Consider the following 19,020-nt stretch of genomic DNA (forward strand, 5'->3'; position numbering starts at 1 on the left):
GCGGTGGTGGCGTTGATGGCGCGGCCGAATTAGCGGCCACGCCTGCCTTCATAACCAGTCGCAAGGCCGTGGTCGATCGCGTGAGCGATCGTCCTGGCGTCCTCGGCCGTAATAATCAACGGCGGAGAGAGGATAATAGTGCTGCCGGAGACGCGCACCATCACGCCGGCATCGTAGATGGCATCGGCGATCTTTCCGACGCGCTTCTTGTCGAGCGCCTTCTTGCTGCCGCGGTCGGCGACCAGCTCAAGCGCCGCCATCAAGCCCTTGCCACGCACGTCGCCAACGATCTCGTGCGTTTGCTTGAGAGCCGCGAGCGCCTCGTTGAGGGTGGCGCCGGAGGCTTCGGCCCTGGCGTCGAGCTTAAGCCGCTTTGTTTCGGCAAGCGCGGCGATGGCGGCCGCGCAACCGACGGGATGGCCGGAATACGTGTAGCCGTGGCCGATCGAGCCGAAGCTCGTCTCGTCACTCTCGAACGCCTCGGCGATTTTATCGCCGATCATCGTGGCGCCCAGCGGGAAATAGCCCGATGTGACGGCGTTGGCGGTTGTCATCATGTCCGGCTTGACGTTCCAGAGCCGCGCGCCGCACCATGCCCCGGTGCGGCCGAAGCCGGTGACGACCTCGTCCGAGATCAGGAGGATACCGTAGCGGTCGCAGATCTCGCGCACCAGTCCCATGAAACTCAAATGCGGCACGATAACGCCGCCGGCACCGAGCACCGGCTCCATGATGAAGGCGGCGATGGTGTCGGCGCCCTGAAATTCGATCTCGTCGAAGAGCGCATTGGCGCAGAGCTGCGCGAGCTTCGCAGGGTCGGTCTCGTTGAAGGGATTGCGGTAAGTCCAAGGCGAGGGGATGTGGTAGACGCCCGGCAGCAGCGGCTCGTAGTTGCGGCGGAAATTGGCATTGCCGTTGACGGATGCGCCGCCGAAATGCGTGCCGTGATAACCCTTCTTCAGTGCCAGGAATTTGGTGCGGTCGCGCTGGCCCTTGATCTTCCAATATTGCCGTGCGAGCCGCAACGCGGTCTCGACGGAATCGGATCCACCCGAGGTGAAGAACGCGCGCACCATGCCCTCCGGCTTGAACCATTCGGTGAGCTCATAGGCGAGCTCGATCGCGGGTCCCGTCGAGACGCCGCGAAAGCCGGAATAATAGGGCAACTCCTTGAGCTGATCGGCGATCGCCTTCTTAATCGGATCGCAGCTGTAACCGAGCGTCACATTCCAGAGCCCCCCGACCGCGTCCAGCACGGTCTTGCCTTCGATGTCGGTGACGTGGATGCCCTCGCCCTTCATGATGATCCGCGGCGGATGGTCCTGCATGTCGTTGGGATGCGCCGTCGGATGCCAGATCCGGCGGGCATTGTTCTCGATGAGAAAATTGATTTCGCGCATGGATGGCTCCGCTGTCGAAAGGCAGGCCGAGCATGTGGAGGGCCTGCCGGTAAGAGTTCTGGGGATGTCGAACATCGAACCAGACGGTCGAGAGCCCGCAGGCGATCGCACCGTTGATGTTACGTTCCTTGTCGTCGACGAACACGCAGGCCTGCGGCGCGAGCTCGAGGGCATCACACACGGCGCCATAGGCCTGGGGGCGGGCTTCAGGATGCCGGTGTGCGTGGCGTCGACGATTACCTCGAACGCCCGAGCAGCGGCCGCTTGCGCCGAAAACTCCGCGCCTTAAAAGACGTCGAGCCTGGTTGGAAAGAATGGCGACCTTGCGGCCGGCTCCTCGCGCGATCCGGATGGCGCGCCCGGCTTCGGGGCGGATGATGAGCATCGGATCGGCGCCGCGCGCGCGACGGACGAAGGTCTGCATATCCCACCAGTCCTCGCCGACGAGCGGCCGACCTCCCGGCTGCGAGTCAGCCAATGCGCGCTCGGACAATTCTCGGCGCTGCATCGCCGACCAGAGCGGATCGGCGTCCTCCGCGCATGGCCAGCGCCAGGTCAGTGCTCCCTTGGCAACGCCGCGCGGCTTCTGTCGCATCATGCGTTTCGAACAAGGCGTTTGAGATCACCCCGCCGAAATCCAGCACCAGTGCCCTTGGCGTGGATATGCTCATGTCTGCTCCTCCGGAACCTTGCCGGCTGGAACGATGCCGTCTGCCACCCAGCGGTCGAAGATCGCCAGGATCTTCGCGACGAAGCCCGGGTGATTGATGTGGTCCTTGATCACGTGAAGCTCGACGGGCGGGCGGATCGCAGCACGCATTTCCGTGACGAAGGCGCTGAGGCCTTCGGGATCGTACAGCGTCTCGCGGTCCTGATCCCATCGCTGGATGCCGCCGAACGGAAGGACGAAAGCTACTGGCGCCGTCGCCTGCGCAAGCTTCGCGGCAATGGCGCGCGCGATCCGTCGGCGATCGACGGCACCGGAGGTCGCGGACGCAAGCAGGCGGTTATGCGCATGGAGCGGACGATCGGCGAGTTCCGTCGGCACCGGCAGCCAGGCGGGAAAGTCCACCATGTCGATGGCGCCGGGCGCGACGATTTGCGGAATGCCGTTCCGGCCGGCATTCATCAGACGGTCCGAGCCGGAGTTTACCACCGAGCCCATCACCTGGTTGGCGACCTCCTGAAGGCTGAGGTCGAGCACCGCGGCAAATCCGCCTTGCGCTGCGATCGATTCCATCGCACGGCCGCCCATGCCGGTGGTGTGGAACACCACGACCTCGTAGCCGCGAGCCTCGAGCTGCGGCTTCAGCTCGACCATGTAGCTGAGGCAGCTCTTACCGAGCGAGGTCAGCGCTAAGATCGGGCCCTCGGGCCGCAGCCTGATGGCGCCGCGGGCCGCACCGACGATCGCGCCGCAGGCCTGCGACAGCACCGCCGTGCAGGTGCCGTTGAGGCCGTAGAGGCCGCCGGCCCACAGGATCATCATCAGATCGGCGGCGATGCGCTCGGGGGGAATCAGATGAGAAAAGGCGATGGTCGACACGATCAGCTTGGGAAAGCCGAGCGGCAGGGCGAGCGCGACGTCGAGCGCGAAATCGGTGCCCATGGTGCCGCCGATCGCGATCATGGCGTCGATCCGGCCGTCGTCGCAGAGTTGCCGCGTCAGCCGGGCGGCGCCGCGGGCCATCAAGGTCATCGACGAATTCTCGTCGCCGCTCGCGATCACGGCGGCGATCGTCGTGTCGGCGGCGGCGGCAACCGCGTGCTTGTCGTGCGCTGCCTTATAACGGGGATCGCCGAGCACGCTGACGTCCATCAAGACGGTCTCGCCGCCGGCGAGCGCAATGCAGCGCTGCATGAACAGGAGCTCGTCCGACTTAGTGTCGCCGGTGCCGATCAGCAGGATGCGAGGGCGTGATCTGTTGGTCATTGGAAGGCCGGTGTCAGCGAACGGACGCGCAACGGCCCATGTCCGAGCGCAGATGAATGTTGCCGCAACGTTATGGATTTGCGGCGATGCATGATATCCACCTATCGGTGGATTGTGAAGAAATGTCGCATCGAGGCTGTATGAAGCGCATGATCGCGGTCGGCCGCGCAGCCGCCGATGCAGCGTTTCACTCCGGGCGTTCTCATGTTGCAATCCGACATCAACGCGCGGCGATCCGCAGCCGTCTCTCCGCGGCAGCACTTCATTGGTCGAGGGCGCAGGCGAAGAGCTCGCCGCGCGAGGCGTGCGGTCATTGCGGCATTCCGATTGCACAGTGGAAAATCTGATCGTTCGCTTGAAGGGAGTTGGACCAGCAATTAGCTGCGCGGAAGAGCGAGCGACGCTAGACGCTCACCACACCCTCGCCGGCGTAAGTGACCTGGGAGACTCGCCGCCTATCTCTTCCGGAAGAACCGGGCCAAATCCGCCAATACGCCGAAGCTGAACCGAAAGCCCGCTGGTGGTCGAGGTCGGTAGGGTTCCGAGGAAGCATTGCAGCGGGGGCAAGGGTCGCCGGCCGCGCCGCAGCCGCAGGCGTGTGGACCATCCCAAGAGCGGTCCTGGTGGGCTTCGCATGCCCAGCCAGATAGGAACGATGCCTACCAGCCGATTTTATTCTGCATGCGTTTCAGACGCATGAGGCTATCGGGTCAGTAGCCGGGAGCGGCCTCAGCCCTGGGTCGAGCCACCTTGGCCTGGAGCCGTTCTTTCGGCTAGGGCTTAGCGCTGCGATGAGGGTTAGGCTTCATCCCGGCTGAGCCGCCATTTATTGAAGACTGAGCGACCGACTCCCGAGATACCTTACCTCTGATCCATCTGGCGAGTTCGATGCCGCGAACAATGAAGCGTTGTTCTTTGCGATGTTCGCGGGCGACAACCGCATCGATTGCAGAGTAGATATAGCCGCCCTGCGGGATCGAGCTGCGGAAGACGGATCCAGCCCAAACGACGTTATCGAAACTTCAAGAGGCATCGCTCGACGATCGAGCGGATCGCAAGTGAACAATACGACAATGGCGAAGGTGATTTCTCGTCCACAGGGATGCGTGCCGCTTCTGTTTTCGTTAGTGCGAAGATCACCCCAATGCGGTGCTCGCGTTGAACGGGTCGGCGAGACACTTCTCCGCCGCATCTCCGGCGGCTGGCAGCACCTGCGACACGTCAACCCTGTGCTATCTCACGTGCATTTTCTCGACGATCGCATAGAGCAGCACGAAGATCGGCAAGAAGACGAAGAACCAAACGGCCTCCGGTTCGTCCCGGGAAAATTCACGGTTCGGATCTGTTTCCGTGCCGAACGGCACAGGCGGCTTTGTACGGCTGCGTTTTACCGCTCGGGTTAGCAGCCGTCGAATCGCTGGTTCGTCCGGATCGCTTGCGCGTCGGCTCTGGTTCGTCACGACTTTAGACCGCGAACATCAGCGGGTATTTGCGGACCAGTTCGAGGTCAACGTAGCCGGCGGCATTGATCCACTCGTGGGGACAGTAAACGATCGAGCCAGGGTCGAGCTCCAGGCCATCCGGTTTTATTGCCTCGCGCGTCCCCAGTCGGCCGGCCCATTGTCTCCGTCCGTTTGGATCAGGTCGCATCGCGTCGAACACGGCGGTGTCGTTCTTAGTCATCGCAATTCCAGAGGTGTTGAAACCAATCTTTACGAAATGACCTCAGCTTGCCGCCGGTGTTCTCGCCGACAAGTGACATTCGCTTTTGCAGTTGCTCACTTTAAGCCCGCATAGGTCGTGCTGACCGTCTTCCCTGTCTCACTCGCCGTTGCAGGTTGCCGGAGTTTGGCGAAGGGTGGTCCAGAATTGACAGGTGCGGCCGGACCAGCCTCGGCCCCCGCGGGCTGCAAGGGTGGCTAGCTGTCTGCTCCTCAGGGTGGGTGGGCCACCAGCATTGGATCGCTCTCTTCGTCGAGTCAGCGCTTGGAGAGGTTTAGGAGGAAGCCCACCATTGGTCGGGGAATGGCTCCAGCAAAGTCCAATCGACTTGGTTGTCGTTGTCAGGGAGGCTGGTAGCTCCTGCATTCCCGGTTAGTGGCGCGTGGCGACGGAGGCGAACAGACAAACCGCCCCGTTCGCGACGTCGAACGCGGCGCGACGGTCGATATGTCAAGCGGAATGGAGGCACACCGCGGGCGCTTCGCTCAGCTTCTTCGACCAGATCTCGCAGATATTCCAACTCTGAGAGCTGAGAAGTGAGTTCGCTAAGTCGTTCGGCGTAAAGGATTGCGCGAGAGCCTCGCATAAATGTCCTCCCCAGCACAAAAAAAGCACTATCAGGATGGCGTCAGAGCAAAAAGCGCGAGTAGTAAAAGTAGAACACTACCATCGGTAAATAGCCGATTTCAACACCTTAGGCTAAGTCGGCCAGCCGCAGGACTGCGTCGACTCCGACGCCAACCCGTCAACGATCTTGACCTATTTTGCCGAAAGCTTGGTTGGGCGTTCGCAGTCAAAAGGGGCTGGCGTCACGTCAGTGTCGCAAAGGTCCCTCGTTGGCGTGGCAGAAATCGCCTTCTGCGTCGAAAGTGAGAAGAACCAGAATTGGCGATCCGACAAGTGTAACCAGGAGAAGCCGCGCAATACCCGGCCGACCCATCCTTCGCGCTCGCGCGGTGCCCCGGCAAAGATCTGGGCGAAAACCGTGTTCGCAAGGTGCTCACGAAAACTCGCGTTTTGCCCGGGCTTCAGAGTGTGGTTCAGCGCGTCATCATACGCGCGGGGCTGTGCGGCCCAAGAGCAGGGTCTATAGAAGTGCAACAGCACAGAAAAGATCGGCGACAGCACGAAGAAGGGAACGAGCGGCACTTCCGTGCCGAGCGCCGGAAGCCTGACCGGGTCGGCCAGCAAGAGCTGCTTGTTCGTGGCGGTACTGGCGGTGACAAGAAGGTAAAGCCGAACAGAAGGGTGCTGATCCAGATGGTGGAGACGCGCGTCGCCGAGTCGCTCAGCGACTTTTCCAGCCCTTCGACATCGAAGCGGTTAGTGATCTGATCGGCAGGCACGGTCCGCGCCGTAATCCTCCCGTATATCGGTTAAATTGCTAACCAAAAGGTCTGACGAAACGATTAGTGAATGATTGCGGGCTTGGTGGCAGCGTTCGTCGTCCACTAAGCCCTAGACGACGCAGACGTCATGAAAGCGGGCATCACTGCCCCGGGCCATCGCTTGCGCTACTTTGCGGTGGCGGTGATCGGCAGTGCTGGCCGCGAGCCTGCCGAACGCCGATCAAGAAAGAGCCATAACCAGCATGCTCCATAGTTCGAACACGCCGTTTCTTTTCCACGGCACAACGGCGCAGGCCATGCCGCGTCGATCCCTCGCGCGAAGGCATGCGGAGCTCCTCGCCGGGGGCACTCGGGAAGGGCCTGCCGTGATAAAGTATGCCGGCGTCGCTATCACTGCCCCGTTCCGGGGTGCCATCCTAAATAAGAAGGGCGAGCCCACGTCGGCAGCGCGGCTGGACCCGGGCTGTTCGAGCAGAAAGACGGCGCATCACAAGGGTCAAACGCTGCCAATCGCGTGGTTGCAATGCTAGAAGTTCCTGACCGACTGACTGGGGGCAGCATGGTTAAGGCATTTCGCAATATGCTCATGGCACTTACTTTTGTAGGAGTTGCCGGTTGCAACATGTTTTGGAATTTCATGAATGACTATATGGCCTGCGGCCTTGCGCTGGCGGCTTCAGTTACAGCCGGCTTATGCGTTGAGCGCATCTTCATCGAGCGGTCCCGTCGGGAGATGATCCGCCTCCACAGCGCGGACTGGCATTCAGCGGAGAAACGACAGCTCGACTCATGAGCGTCACCCGTCGCACGCTCGTCGTTTTCATCATCCGATTGTTCGCATTCGACCCGAGGGGCCTAGCCCGATGATCAAACTGGTCCATCCATTCCGGTTCGCTCGCATCGAGCGCCTGCGAGAGCTGCTTGAACGAGACTTCGAAATGGCAGTTGATCCGAATGCGGCCATGAGCACCACCAAGCTGGTGAGACCCGATCCGCCAATGCTCGAAACAGGTGTGATACTCGATCGAGATCCAGGAGGGGTCCGAACTGGGTCCTTTGTTGCGAGCCATGCGAGCGCTACGGCACCGCAACCGGTCAATACGCCCGAGTAGCATCGCGATCTGGAAGGGCGACGACCATAAGCCGCCCCCGGGGTAGGGGATGCCGAAAGCGGACTCCCGGCTCCACTAGTTCTTACCGCTTTACAATGTTGCCAGGGGGATCTCGTCGTAGTAGCCACCATCGCCGCCAGCGAGGTAGGCAAGAGGAGCGATCCGAACCAAGTCGGGCCCCAGGCTCAACAGGTGGCGAGAAGCGGTGCATGAGCTGGCAACCTGATGATTGAAGGCGGCCCATGTGATGTCCGTCACCGGACGGCAGGTCGTCACTGAAACGAGCACTGTCTGCTCTGGCGACGCGGTCTCGAGAACCATTTCGAGCTCGCCATTGCCTTGGCGCCAACTCAGGGCGGCAGTGGACAACACAGCCAAGACCGGCAAGCGCGGAGCATCAAAAGACCCGCGCAAAGCAGGTACCTCGGCGAAGGTTGCATCGAGCACAACAGTACTCGCGCCTATCGAGCGCCCAACGAAACCCGTGCCCCAGCGTCCGGGATTGTTGGCCAGTTGCGAGATTGAACACCGGCCACGTCCTTCCGCTCACGCCGATTCGCCTCGAGTCACACGTAGAGATGTCGGCGCTCGATGACATTCGAGTGTGTCATCGAGCGGTGACATTTTAGTATTGTCAGCGAACGCTGACATATGTTAAAAGTAAGCGAACGCTGACATTTGGAAATCCCATGCTCATACGCACCCCGACCGAACTCGGCGCCGTCCTTCGCGACCGGCGCAAGAAGCTGCAACTCGATCAATCGACCTTTGCCAAACGCATTGGCGTCAGCCGCCAGTGGGTGATCGAGGTTGAGCACGGTCACGCGCGCGCTGAGCTCGGGCTGATCCTTCGCGCCCTTGATGCCCTGGACGTTCGCCTGGATGCGGGCACCGAACAAGCGCCCGCCCGCGAGGCCACCAGGCCAGCCGTCGATATCAACGCCATCGTGGCCAAGGCCAGGAAGAAAAAGGCATGACCAGCGAACTTGTTGCTCTGCTGGATGGTCAGGAAATCGGCCGCCTGCGCAATGACGCCCGCGGCCGGCTCACCTTTGTCTACGACAAGGGCTGGCGCCAGGCCGAGGGAGCCTATCCGCTGTCGCTGTCCATGCCGCTCGCGGCCGAAGAGCACGGTCCTTCCGCCGCGCAGGCTTTCCTGTGGGGACTCCTGCCCGACAACGAACGCGTGCTCGAACGGTGGGCCCGAAGATTTCAGGTGTCCGCGCGCAACGTGTTTGCCCTTATTTCCCATGTCGGCGAGGACTGCGCGGGTGCCATTCAGTTCGTCACGCCTGATCGGCTGGAGGCCTTGCGAAGCGGTGCTGACGACAAGGTCGAATGGCTTGACGAAACGGCGATCGCCAAGCGCCTGCGAACTCTACGTTCGCTCTCATCCTGACACTGGAAGACGAGAGCGGCACGAAGCCGATTTTCCAGACGTTCCGCCAATATCTGCAAACCCGTGCGACGGCTGTCTTCGACATCCAGGTCGCGCACCGTGTGCGGCAGCGCGCCTAAAGGCATGACGAGACCACAATGGCTGACTACGACTTTCACCAGCTCTCGCCAGATGACCTCGAGATCCTCGCGCGCGACCTGCTGCAGGCGCATTGGGGTGTCACGATCGAAAGCTTCAAGACCGGTAAGGACGGCGGAATCGATCTGCGATATGCAGTCGGCACCGGCAAGATCATCGTTCAAGTGAAGCACTTCGTCAGAACCGGGCTTGCGGGGCTGATGAGGGAGTTGTCCAAAGAAGCAGCGAAGGTCCGCCGCCTAAAACCGACCCGCTATGTTCTGGTCACGTCGGTTCCGCTATCGGCAGTTAACAAGGATGCCATCGTCGCGCTCATTGGAGCCGACCTGCTGACGCCGAGCGACGTTATCGGTCAGGAAGGTCTGAACAATCTGCTCGGCCAGCACTCCGAGATCGAAGGCAAACACTACAAGCTTTGGCTCGCCAGCCGCGCCGTTCTCGACCGCGTCCTGCACAATGCCGCAGTCACGCGAAGCGAATTCAAGGCCCGTCAGGTTCACAACGAGGCCCGACGATACGTTCAGAGTGGTGCGTATCCACAAGCGCAAAAGATGATCAATGAGCAGCGCGTCGTCGTGGTGGCAGGGCCGCCCGGCGTCGGCAAAACCACACTGGCCAATCTCCTGCTCTACGAACACCTTGCGCGCGGCTTCCAGGCCGTGGTGATCCAGCGCGACATTGAAGAAGGCCTCTCGCTCTTTCAGCCCGGCACGCCACAGATTTTCTATTTTGATGACTTTATGGGAGCGACCTTCCTCGGCGACAGGTCGTCCGCGCTCACGAGCACCAGCGACAAAGCCCTCCTCGAATTCATCGCGATGGTGCGCTCGACGCAAACAGCGAGAATGGTTCTCACGACGCGCGAGCACATCTACTCGCTTGCGATGGATAAGTCGGAGCGGTTGCGCCATTCCGACATCGACGATCTGCGTGTCTACCTGCGTATGCCAGACTACTCCTTCGCGCAGAAGGCCCGCATCCTCTACAACCACCTGTATTTCAGCGACCTGCCGGAAGAATATCAGGATGAGCTTCTTCGGGACGACTGTTATCTTCGCATTATCAAGCACGAAAAGTTCAATCCGCGTCTAATCGAATGGTTGTCCAGCTTCCGCAGGATTCGCAGCGTCGCAATCCGCGACTATCAGACATTCATCGACAATCTGCTGCGCGATCCTTCCGAAATCTGGCGTCATGCCTATGAACAGGAAGTCACCGACGCCGGACGGTCCATGTTGCTGGTTCTTTTCTCCATGGGCGGCAAGGCGGCGGGAGTCGCGCTGAAGCCGACTTTCATAAAGCTGCACGAGCACCGCGCCAAGCGTTACGGATTCGCGACGCGACCGGAGGACTTCAAGTCGGCCCTACGAGAAATCGCCGGCACCTTCATCAAGCCGTTCGGCACGCACGGCGTCGAGGTCATCGACCCGTCCGTTCTTGACCTCTTGAACGCAATTGTCCGTCGAACCCCGGAGAATGCGATCGACGTGGTGGCCGCAGCTCACAATTTCGATCAGATCGAACATGTGTGGACCTTTGCGAAAGCGCGGAGCAGCGGCGCCGTCCTGAACGCTTTTCGGCACAACGACGGCCCGATTGCCGCCTCGCTCGCGCAACGCATGACCGAAGGCCGCCGCATTGACATGGGTAAGGGCGCGGTCGGCTACCGAGGTCCGACATTCGAACGGCGATTGACGGTCGTCATCGACATGGCAGATCGGCTTGGGTCGTCCTCGATCGCGTCCCTCATCGCGCCGCTTTTCGCGCGTCTCCAACAAGAGTGGATCACCGAGCGGCCCGACATCAATGACGGCGTTGACGCGCTTCGCGCGCTCGATGGCGCGCGCTCTGTCGATCCCGTGACTTTGGATGCCATGACGGCCGCGATCAAAGCCGCTTTGCTCGAAGATGTTCAAGATGGGTGTCGCTCTGACGAGTTGCGCGAGCTGATCGGTGTGATCGACACCTCCGACGCCGATGCCGATGCCGCGCTTTCGCCAGCACGTGCGGCATTCGACGCATATTGCGCAGGAACGTTTCAGGACGAGCTGCGCGAATGCCGCTCGCGTGAACAGTTCGACGGTCTCGTTGAGGATCTAGAGCTCTTCCGCGACCAGCTCGGGGTTGATGTGTCTTCGCTACTGACACGAGTGGAAGAGGCGAAAGGCGAATTCGAGGAGCATGAGGACGCCTATGCCGACCACATGCAGGACGAATATAAGGAGCGATGGCGTGACGAACGCGCCAGCGAGCGGAGCGTGTCCGACATGTTCGGCTCCCTTCGCGGGGATCGGAGCTGATTGTCAGTTTGCTGTTAGCTCTGCCAATAATTTCTGATGAACTGGGCCGAGCTGTCAACAATGCAAGCGAGAATGTCAAGCCGCGGAGCCCCGTTCAAGCAATAAAATTGGGCTGCGAATGGTGTTGACGAATGAGGTATGCGAATAAGGTACAAAAGTAGTTTAAAGGGAATGACTTTACAGCCATTTGCCATCTTAGAATCAATGAGCGTATTTCGGGATCGGTTGAAGGAATAACACCATCAAGCCATTTAAAACCATCTCCGCCGCGCAACTCGCGACCACCTTCGATCTCAGGCCAAACCTGGTGGCGTGGTTCCTCGGCGCTGGTGCATCGGCCGCCTCCGGCATTCCGACAGGCTATGCCATGATCCAGGATTTCAAGGCGCAAATCTTCTGTCGTGAGAACAACCTGTCGAAGCGTGAGATCGATACGGGAGATCCAATCTGGATCGAGCGGATCGACGCCTTCTTCCGACGAACCTCGCTGTTGCCGCCTGACGGTGACCCGACGGAATATGCGAAAGCCTTCGAAGCGGTCTATCCGGAGCCCCGCCATCGCAGGCAATACATCGACGATTCGATTTCTCGGGGCGCGCCAAGCTTCGGACACAAGGTGCTTGGAAGCCTGATGGCGGCCGGCAAAATCAACTGCGTTTTCACAACGAACTTCGATCCGCTCATCGAGGAGTCGGCGCTTTCGGCAAATGCAATTCTCCCAAACGACGACCAAAACCGCCCCACGGTGGCGGCTATCGATTCCGCCGACCGCGCCATGCGGTGTCTCAATGAATCCGATTGGCCGTTGGTCGCGAAGCTCCACGGCGATTATCAATCGATCGCAATCAAGAATACTGGATCGGAATTGGAGAACCAGGACGCCCGTATGCGGCATGTGCTGGTGGAAGCTGGTAAACGGTTCGGATTGATCTTCGTCGGGTATAGCGGACGCGACGCCTCGATCATGGAAGCCTTGAACACGGTTCTCGACGCGCCATCGCCATTTCCCAACGGATTGTATTGGCTCACTTCGTCAGCTTCGCGCTTGCTGCCCGCTGTCACTGAATTCCTAAGCCGGGCGCAGACGGCCGGTGTGGACGTAGCAATTGTCGAGTGTGCAACCTTTGATGAACTTGCGGCCGAAATTATCAAGACGACCGATCTTCCCCAACCACTCTTCGATCGAGTGATGGAAGCGCGCCCGACACCGCGCTTGGTGGCGGTGCAATTGCCTATCATCGACGCCCGGGCTTTTCCAGTCCTGCGCTATTCCTCGCTACTAATCGAAAACATGCCGCGTACCGCCCGTCGTGTGAAACTCGCGCAGTATACGACCTCGCCTGTCGTCCGGGAGATGTTGAAGGAGAACGGCGTCAAAGCGATAGTTGCGGCGCAGGGGCGAGAACTGGCCGTTTTTGGCAGGGATCAAGACATGCTCGATGCGCTTGAGCCGCTTGGAGCAACGCTAGGCGGCGAAGTCGAGCTCGATCCGATCGCCGACAGTTGGGCCATGGGTCTTTTATATGACGCGCTGGTCAGAGGTTTGGCGCGCCGCCTTCCGCTAATTCCGCGCTACAAGCGCGCCGGACATTCCGTCGTCATAGCGTCACCACGCGAGGGAGACGATCCTGAACGAGCGCGCCGGAATGCACAGCTGCTGTCCAACCTTCGAAACGCCTACAAGAGCGACCTCACGGGCATTGTTCCCGGTCTCGGTTTTTCATTTCAGGAAGGTCTTTTCTTGAAGCTAGAACTCGTCAATGGGCGATGGTGGTGCGGTTTCGAGCCCTACACCTTCGTCCATATTCCGCGGCCAGAAATCCCCCAGCATGGCAATCCAGATCATACGGAATTTCCCGACGCGGATCCTATGGGTGCGCGTCCTGACCGGGGTGGCGATCCGGCAGGCGACTGGCGCCGGGAACGCTGGGCACAGCGGTACAACAGGAACTGGGCGAGTATCATTTCGGAGTGGGCACAGCTGCTCAGTAACGCCAGTGGCGGGACGAAGCGCGCGTTTGGGCTGGAAGATGGAACCGGAATCGATGCCGTGTTCGAGGTCTCATCTATCACGGGCTGGAGCCGCCCCGGCCATCACCACGTCTATTTCGATAGGACTACGTGATGAGCAGTCCAGCCCTTTTAACAAAGCTTCCTCCGTTCACGCTGCTGGACGAGCCGGACCTGTGCTTTTCGCCCTCTGACGCAACGCATGTCGATGTTCATCCGCTTCGCGGGCTTGCGAATTTCGGACCCTATTCGAAGGGGTCGTTCGGCAGCTTCACTTCGCGCATCAGGATCGCAACCGTGGGCCCGGACAGCGCCTTCAAGCGACGTGGTGAGTTGATGTTGTCGCTGCGCAACGCGCATCGCCCGACCGACAGGTCTGAATATGTCCCGCACTATCCAGGGTTCGAGCGACTGTTCCATGTCGCGCTCGACGCGGCACCGCGCGACGCTCACATCAAATGGCCCGAGCATCTGCACGAACTGCCCGGTGAGGGCGATGCTCAGGCGAGGCTCTTTCTCGCAATGGAGGCCGCGCTTCGGCGTCTCGATTTGGTTCGCAATGAATTTGACGTTGTACTTGTCCACTTTCCGGACAGCTGGAACACGGCCACACGCGGTAAATATTTTGACGCCCATGACTCGCTTAAGGCACTAGGCGCTAAGTATAATATTCCGACGCAGGTGTTGAACGACCGGGCTTTTACATTCACGCATAAAGCGTCGCTTGCATGGCGATTGGCAACCGCACTTTACGTTAAGGCCGCCGGCACGCCCTGGAAACTAGCTCCGTTGAAAGGCGTGCCTCCAGACACAGCCTATATCGGGCTTGCTTACGCTATCCGCGGCGACCAGCGGGACGCGCATTATGTGACGTGTTGCTCGCAGGTGTTCGACATGGACGGCGGCGGCATGCAATTCGTGGCCTTCGAGGCCCAAGACCCTGTTGCCGATGTCATCGAAGCGCGCAGAAATCCGTTTCTAAGCCGCGACGATATGCGCGCCGTTCTCGCTCGTAGCCTATCACTTTACCAAGGGCGTAATGGAGGCAATCTGCCTAAGCGGATGGTCATACACAAAACTACGGCCTTCAAGGACAGCGAGATCGAAGGCGCGTTCGATGCGCTGGCTGGTGTCGCGGAGATCGAGTGCGTCGAGGTCAGTTCGGCATCCTGCTGGCGTGGCGTCTGGCTGATTGAGACGGGCGTACAACGACCACCGAGCAAGCCGTCGGGCTACCCGGTGCCTCGCGGAACGATGGTCATTCGTTCCGGCAATTCTGCACTGGTCTGGGTTGCCGGCAATGCGCCAGAGGTCTCGACCAAGGGCGATTATTATCAGGGTAAGAAGAGCATCCCGCGACCGCTACAGCTGATCCGTCATGCGGGCAGAGGGCCGCTTGAATTGACGGCTCACGAGGCGCTGGCATTGACCAAGATGGATTGGAATAATGACGCTCTCTACGACCCGGTGCCAGTCAGCATCCGATACTCGCAACGGCTCGCGCGAACGATCGCGAACGTCCCGGACTTACCGCGCAACGTCTATCCGTATCGCCTGTTCATGTAAGCGACGAAGTCACCAAACGCTCGTCTGCGGGCTCCAACAAAAGCAATCAACGGTGCTGTTTACTACACCTAGGAACCCCTTTCAGCGGCGAGATCGTGCATAAGCAAATAAATGGCACGGCCGCAATGAAATCTATGGAGCCGATGCCAGATGAGCGAAGATATCGAAAATCAAGAAAGTAATTCTGCCGACATCGCTCTCGAACACTTCTTTCGGCAAAACGGATTAGGTTTTGGTGGCGGAGACATATTCTGCATCGGCGGCGGATCAATAATCTCGCGTGTCGGTAAGATTATTCTTCTTCTTCTCTCGTTTTACGATGAGCATAAAAAGTCGCTATTGAGCCAGATCATTGTGATCGCACCCCCCGGGTCTGGCCGGCGGCTAGAACATTTGAAGGCGCAGCTGGATGCCGGAATTGAGAAGGGCGAACTACGTCCGCCCGAAGCCAACCATCCTGACCAACGGTTGCGATTTGTCGAACTGTCCGACTTGCGATCTCAGTCAGTTATAGATGCGCTCCAGGACGTTCCGGAGAAATGCGCGATCATCGTCTTTGATGCCGCTGAATTTGGAAACCAGAAAGTCGAAGCGGTATCTTCCGGAACAAGCCTACCGGAGGATTTCTGGGTTCCGCAGGTTCAATCTCTGTGTTCGGATTTGCTTACGATAGCGACGAGTATGAGTTGCTACATCGTGCTCGATACGGGCGAGCTCGTCCCGAGACGATCAGCTAACATCGAAATCTTGAAATCGCTCGACAATGTTGGCCTCCTTGCTGGCGAAATGCCCGATAGCACGGAATCGATCCTCGGCGACAACATCGCTAGGTGGGATCAGCTCATTGCAGAAGGGCGTATCGGTGTGGTCATCCGCGATATTGAAGCGCTCGATTTGAGCCAGGAAGAAAAGGCCTTCCAGCGAGTTCAAGTGTTTCATCGAGGCGGCTTGCATGGCCAAGCTCTCGAAGAGATCGAGAAATACCCCATCACTGCCACTGATTCATTCGTGCTGGCGAAGTTGGCCCGCATTGCAGCTGACGCTGGGGCGATCTTATTAGCTGCCAAATTCCTGGAGCCTGCGATCAATGGTCTTAACAACGTGGAAGGGCTTGCCCTTGCAGTCGATACGGCCGCCAAAATCTCGGAGCCGGATCTTGAAGCACAAGCGGCCGCTCGTCTTGAAACATTATTCCCGGAACACGCGATCCTCGTGGAGCGGGCCTGGAGGCAGCTTGGCCGTGCAGGAGACTACGATGGTCTTGCCGCTTTGGCGACGAACCAAGGCAACGCGCGAACGAGCGATCTTTTTACCGCACTTTCCGCATCGCTGCCCAAACAAGGAATTCCTGACTATGCCGCGATCGAAGCGGGTTTATCGAAACGCTTCGAAGACCAAGTCCAGCACATCAATGCTATCTTGACACGCGATGCGCGGCTGCGCTGCTTGCCGATCCACGCACTGGATATTGCAACGCGTCGACCGATTGCGTCGGCAATCACAGCGCGATCGGTTATTGACGTGGTTGAAGAGTTGGCGCTCGATCGTGACGAAAAAGGCCAGCTTCGGGTTTCGTCCGAAGAACTCAAGTCCCCGATTGCCGGCGTCATCGAATATCTAGCGAGCAATACGACCGACACGCATACCCGCACGCGTTTGCTTCATGTTTTGTCGCTCGACGTCACCGGTACTCTAGGCATAGCTTTGGTCGCAGCTATAGTGCTCGATTTCCTAGGACGGCCGCTCGATCTGATCGATGACGACGATGAGCAAGGCTTTTCTGCTGAAGAGTTCTCGACAAAAATTGACGCGCTCAAGCAGGTTTTCCGATGGCTATCCGAACAATCGCCGATCTCTCTCGACCGTATCGTGCTGCCAAAAGAGTTGCTAACTGAGCCGGCGGATAAGCTGGCGCCCGCGGTCATGCGGATGATTCAACATACAAGCGGTCACATTCAAGACGATGCTGACGTCAATCAAATGATGATGTGGGTGAGCCTTGGCATCGGGATTAACGTCCACACAGCGTCGCAAAGTCACGACCTTCCGATGATCCGCGTCGCGGCCGGCGCTTATGCAACGGCTGGGCGCGTTCAACTCGCGCGAGACATGGCCGAGCAAGCACTGAGGTTGGGTCAAAACACCTCAGCCCGGATGCGAATGAGCTGGTTTGCCGTAGCCGATATCTACCAACGGTTGGGAAACAAACTTGAAAGCTTGATCGCGTTCGCGTGCGCCGTCGCCGGTGATACAACTGTGACCAGCGAGGAGGCGTGGCACGAAATCAACGGGTTGGTACGTCTGTTGAGAGACATTGGTTTGATACCGACGGCCCGGCAAATGCACGCCAAGGGAGGTGAAGTTTTAGAGCGCATGGGATTGGCCAAGGCTAATGCGCATCGCCATGAGTTTATGTCGTTGTCTTTGGATGTGACAGAAGCAATAAAGAAGCCCGACGATCTTGAGGCGAGACTTCCTGGCCTTCTAGACCGGGCGGCACAGGCTGGCCAACAAGCTATCGATCGCTTTGATATCGTCGATCCAGTAACGATCTTACTGGGACAATTGATAGCCTGGTCGCGGTTAGCGAACGTGGAGATCTCGAAATCTGTTGCCGGTTTATTCGAGAAGCTTTTGCCGAAGGCAAGTCAACCCGTCGCAGCGATAGCCCGTAGTCTTTCGTCGAACCAACCTGATGCAAACGGCATCCTAAAGATCCATCGAAATATCGAAAGCGCACGCTTTGCGGACGACAGTGGCTTCGATGCGCGTTTTACTGCAATCGCGGCACATCGCCTGTTAGCCACGGACGCGGCGATAGAGGATGGGGTCATATCGACATTCGCCGTGGAAATGCTCACCGACAGAGCGATCCCGGCGCCAGGTTGGCAAATCACGTCCAAACCACTTCCCGGACTGGAGAAGATCGAGGATGCAGCGGATATCGCGAGAGGCGTCTCTCAGGAAGGTATATCGGTTGTCTTGTTAGGAACTGATACCGAGCAACGTTTGACACGTATCGACTGGGTTGATGGGCATGAAAGCGTTACGAAGGAAGCGAGCGATGTTTTCTCCGTCAGTGATTATCGTGATTGGACCAGTGAGTTTCCTTTTCGCTACGGGATCGACGAAAAGACAGTCAATCTGTTTTACAACACTACCGATCGTCTCCGCGTTACTGACATGCCAGACGGCCCCGCCGTCGTTGTTGCCGATGCAGAGTTGCAACAACTGCCCAGTAATATTATTCGGATAAGTGACGACTTTGCGGGCCAGAAACGACCGATGGCTTCTGCGCCTTCGCTTTCTTGGCTAAAGGCCGCGCGTGCAAATCCACCCGCTACAAATGGTCGAATGGTCGCCTGGATTTCTCAAGAAGATAGGCTTGGCGAGACCTTCGTTGCAATCGCGGCGCGAATAAGCGAGGCGCTAGAGAAACACGGGATCGGACTTGATACCGGGCCAGTCATTCCAAGCAATCTCGCAGAATCCGAGCTTGTCATAGTCACCGCCCACGGAGGACTTGGTCTTGATGGACGTTTTTTCCAGAGGGTCAGCGATGAAGGTCGCCTTGTCACGACCGGCCGGGAACTTGCAGCGTCACTCCGTAATGTCGGTGTTGTCGTTCTCTTCGTTTGCAGTGGTGGGCGGGCGGATAAGGTGCCGGACGCTGTCACCACGACAGGACTGGCGAAGGCCATTCTCGATCAGGGTTGTTCAGCGGTCGTGGCATCGCCTTGGCCATTGGATTCTGTTGTTACCTACCAGTGGCTGCCAACATTCCTTGCTAACTGGATGACCGGTATGACTTTGATTGAAGCAAACTTCCTAGCAAACCAACATGTTGCAAAGGCACTCGGTGCTGAGCCAGCTAAGGCTTTGGCCATGCACGTGTATGGTGATCCTCTGAGGCTTCATCGCAGTAAGTCAAAGGAAGTCGGATGATTTATCTGTGTGGCTGAGTTTCGGCTCGATGGCGAGAACGCTACCGCCCGCGCGCCAATACAATACGATTCCAGAAGAGAAGAATGCGCTTCGGCGCTCCTAGCGCGGAATGGCCATCTTGCTGATAGCCTGGAAGCGAAGCAGGC

The 19,020-nt window shown here is 58.9% G+C and carries 16 protein-coding genes and 1 pseudogene; 9 read left to right on the forward strand and 8 right to left on the reverse strand.

The window, feature by feature from the left end; translation table 11 throughout:
• Positions 1–29: 29 nt before the first annotated feature.
• The 4 genes and pseudogenes from AC0L3J_RS34140 to AC0L3J_RS34155 all read right to left on the reverse strand — a co-directional run bounded on the left by AC0L3J_RS34140 (position 30) and on the right by AC0L3J_RS34155 (position 3,333).
• Complete coding sequence (locus AC0L3J_RS34140) at positions 30–1,400, reverse strand: aminotransferase class III-fold pyridoxal phosphate-dependent enzyme (protein ID WP_473349990.1); 1,371 nt, start codon at positions 1,398–1,400, stop codon at positions 30–32.
• A gap of 136 nt (positions 1,401–1,536) precedes the next feature.
• A pseudogene (locus AC0L3J_RS34145) lies at positions 1,537–1,908 on the reverse strand (HAD family hydrolase); the annotation flags it as partial.
• Complete coding sequence (locus AC0L3J_RS34150; protein ID WP_473350021.1) at positions 1,871–2,071, reverse strand: hypothetical protein; 201 nt, start codon at positions 2,069–2,071, stop codon at positions 1,871–1,873. The pseudogene AC0L3J_RS34145 and the gene AC0L3J_RS34150, both read right to left, overlap by 38 nt.
• Positions 2,068–3,333 (reverse strand): Tm-1-like ATP-binding domain-containing protein, encoded by a 1,266-nt coding sequence (locus AC0L3J_RS34155; RefSeq protein ID WP_473349991.1) that lies wholly within the window; start codon positions 3,331–3,333, stop codon positions 2,068–2,070. The genes AC0L3J_RS34150 and AC0L3J_RS34155 overlap by 4 nt, the downstream gene beginning before the upstream one ends.
• Before the next feature lie 56 nt (positions 3,334–3,389).
• Here AC0L3J_RS34155 and AC0L3J_RS34160 point away from each other — a divergent pair, with 56 nt between their 5' ends.
• On the forward strand, positions 3,390–3,680 hold the full coding sequence (locus AC0L3J_RS34160; protein WP_473349992.1) for a hypothetical protein: 291 nt from the start codon (positions 3,390–3,392) through the stop codon (positions 3,678–3,680).
• An 885-nt stretch (positions 3,681–4,565) separates the two neighbouring features.
• On the opposite strand, the gene AC0L3J_RS34165 is transcribed toward AC0L3J_RS34160, so the two are convergent.
• From AC0L3J_RS34165 to AC0L3J_RS34175, 3 genes are all read right to left on the reverse strand, one after another.
• Positions 4,566–4,793, reverse strand: coding sequence for a hypothetical protein (locus AC0L3J_RS34165; protein ID WP_473349993.1), 228 nt, complete (start codon positions 4,791–4,793; stop codon positions 4,566–4,568).
• A gap of 4 nt (positions 4,794–4,797) precedes the next feature.
• Positions 4,798–5,016, reverse strand: a complete 219-nt coding sequence (locus AC0L3J_RS34170; protein ID WP_473349994.1) for a hypothetical protein — start codon at positions 5,014–5,016, stop codon at positions 4,798–4,800.
• 798 nt (positions 5,017–5,814) lie between these two features.
• Positions 5,815–6,246: a hypothetical protein gene (locus tag AC0L3J_RS34175; RefSeq protein ID WP_473349995.1), complete on the reverse strand. Its 432-nt coding sequence runs from the start codon at positions 6,244–6,246 to the stop codon at positions 5,815–5,817.
• A 717-nt stretch (positions 6,247–6,963) separates the two neighbouring features.
• On the opposite strand from AC0L3J_RS34175, the gene AC0L3J_RS34180 reads away from it, so the two are divergent.
• On the forward strand, positions 6,964–7,197 hold the full coding sequence (locus tag AC0L3J_RS34180) for a hypothetical protein (RefSeq protein WP_473349996.1): 234 nt from the start codon (positions 6,964–6,966) through the stop codon (positions 7,195–7,197).
• Positions 7,198–7,267: 70 nt separating this feature from the next.
• Positions 7,268–7,516: a hypothetical protein gene (locus AC0L3J_RS34185; RefSeq protein ID WP_473349997.1), complete on the forward strand. Its 249-nt coding sequence runs from the start codon at positions 7,268–7,270 to the stop codon at positions 7,514–7,516.
• A 90-nt stretch (positions 7,517–7,606) separates the two neighbouring features.
• On the opposite strand, the gene AC0L3J_RS34190 is transcribed toward AC0L3J_RS34185, so the two are convergent.
• Positions 7,607–7,963: a hypothetical protein gene (locus AC0L3J_RS34190; protein ID WP_473349998.1), complete on the reverse strand. Its 357-nt coding sequence runs from the start codon at positions 7,961–7,963 to the stop codon at positions 7,607–7,609.
• Positions 7,964–8,205: 242 nt separating this feature from the next.
• Between AC0L3J_RS34190 and AC0L3J_RS34195 the strand changes: the two genes are divergently transcribed.
• The 6 genes from AC0L3J_RS34195 (at position 8,206) to AC0L3J_RS34220 (ending at position 18,874) form a co-directional block, all read left to right on the forward strand.
• Positions 8,206–8,493 carry a helix-turn-helix domain-containing protein gene (locus AC0L3J_RS34195; protein WP_473349999.1) on the forward strand — a complete coding sequence of 96 codons (288 nt, stop codon included), beginning with the start codon at positions 8,206–8,208 and terminating at the stop codon, positions 8,491–8,493.
• Positions 8,490–8,915, forward strand: coding sequence for a HipA N-terminal domain-containing protein (locus AC0L3J_RS34200; protein WP_473350000.1), 426 nt, complete (start codon positions 8,490–8,492; stop codon positions 8,913–8,915). The genes AC0L3J_RS34195 and AC0L3J_RS34200 overlap by 4 nt, the downstream gene beginning before the upstream one ends.
• 137 nt (positions 8,916–9,052) lie before the next feature.
• Positions 9,053–11,353 (forward strand): nSTAND3 domain-containing NTPase, encoded by a 2,301-nt coding sequence (locus AC0L3J_RS34205; RefSeq protein WP_473350001.1) that lies wholly within the window; start codon positions 9,053–9,055, stop codon positions 11,351–11,353.
• Positions 11,354–11,660: 307 nt separating this feature from the next.
• Positions 11,661–13,478: an SIR2 family protein gene (locus tag AC0L3J_RS34210; RefSeq protein WP_473350002.1), complete on the forward strand. Its 1,818-nt coding sequence runs from the start codon at positions 11,661–11,663 to the stop codon at positions 13,476–13,478.
• Positions 13,478–14,929: an argonaute/piwi family protein gene (locus AC0L3J_RS34215; RefSeq protein ID WP_473350003.1), complete on the forward strand. Its 1,452-nt coding sequence runs from the start codon at positions 13,478–13,480 to the stop codon at positions 14,927–14,929. Before AC0L3J_RS34210 ends, AC0L3J_RS34215 begins: the two co-directional genes overlap by 1 nt.
• Positions 14,930–15,079: 150 nt before the next feature.
• Entirely contained in the window at positions 15,080–18,874 is a 3,795-nt protein-coding gene (locus tag AC0L3J_RS34220) for a CHAT domain-containing protein (protein ID WP_473350004.1), read from the forward strand.
• Positions 18,875–19,020: the final 146 nt, after the last annotated feature.

The sequence above is a fragment of the Bradyrhizobium sp. Kon37 genome, assembly GCF_055807535.1.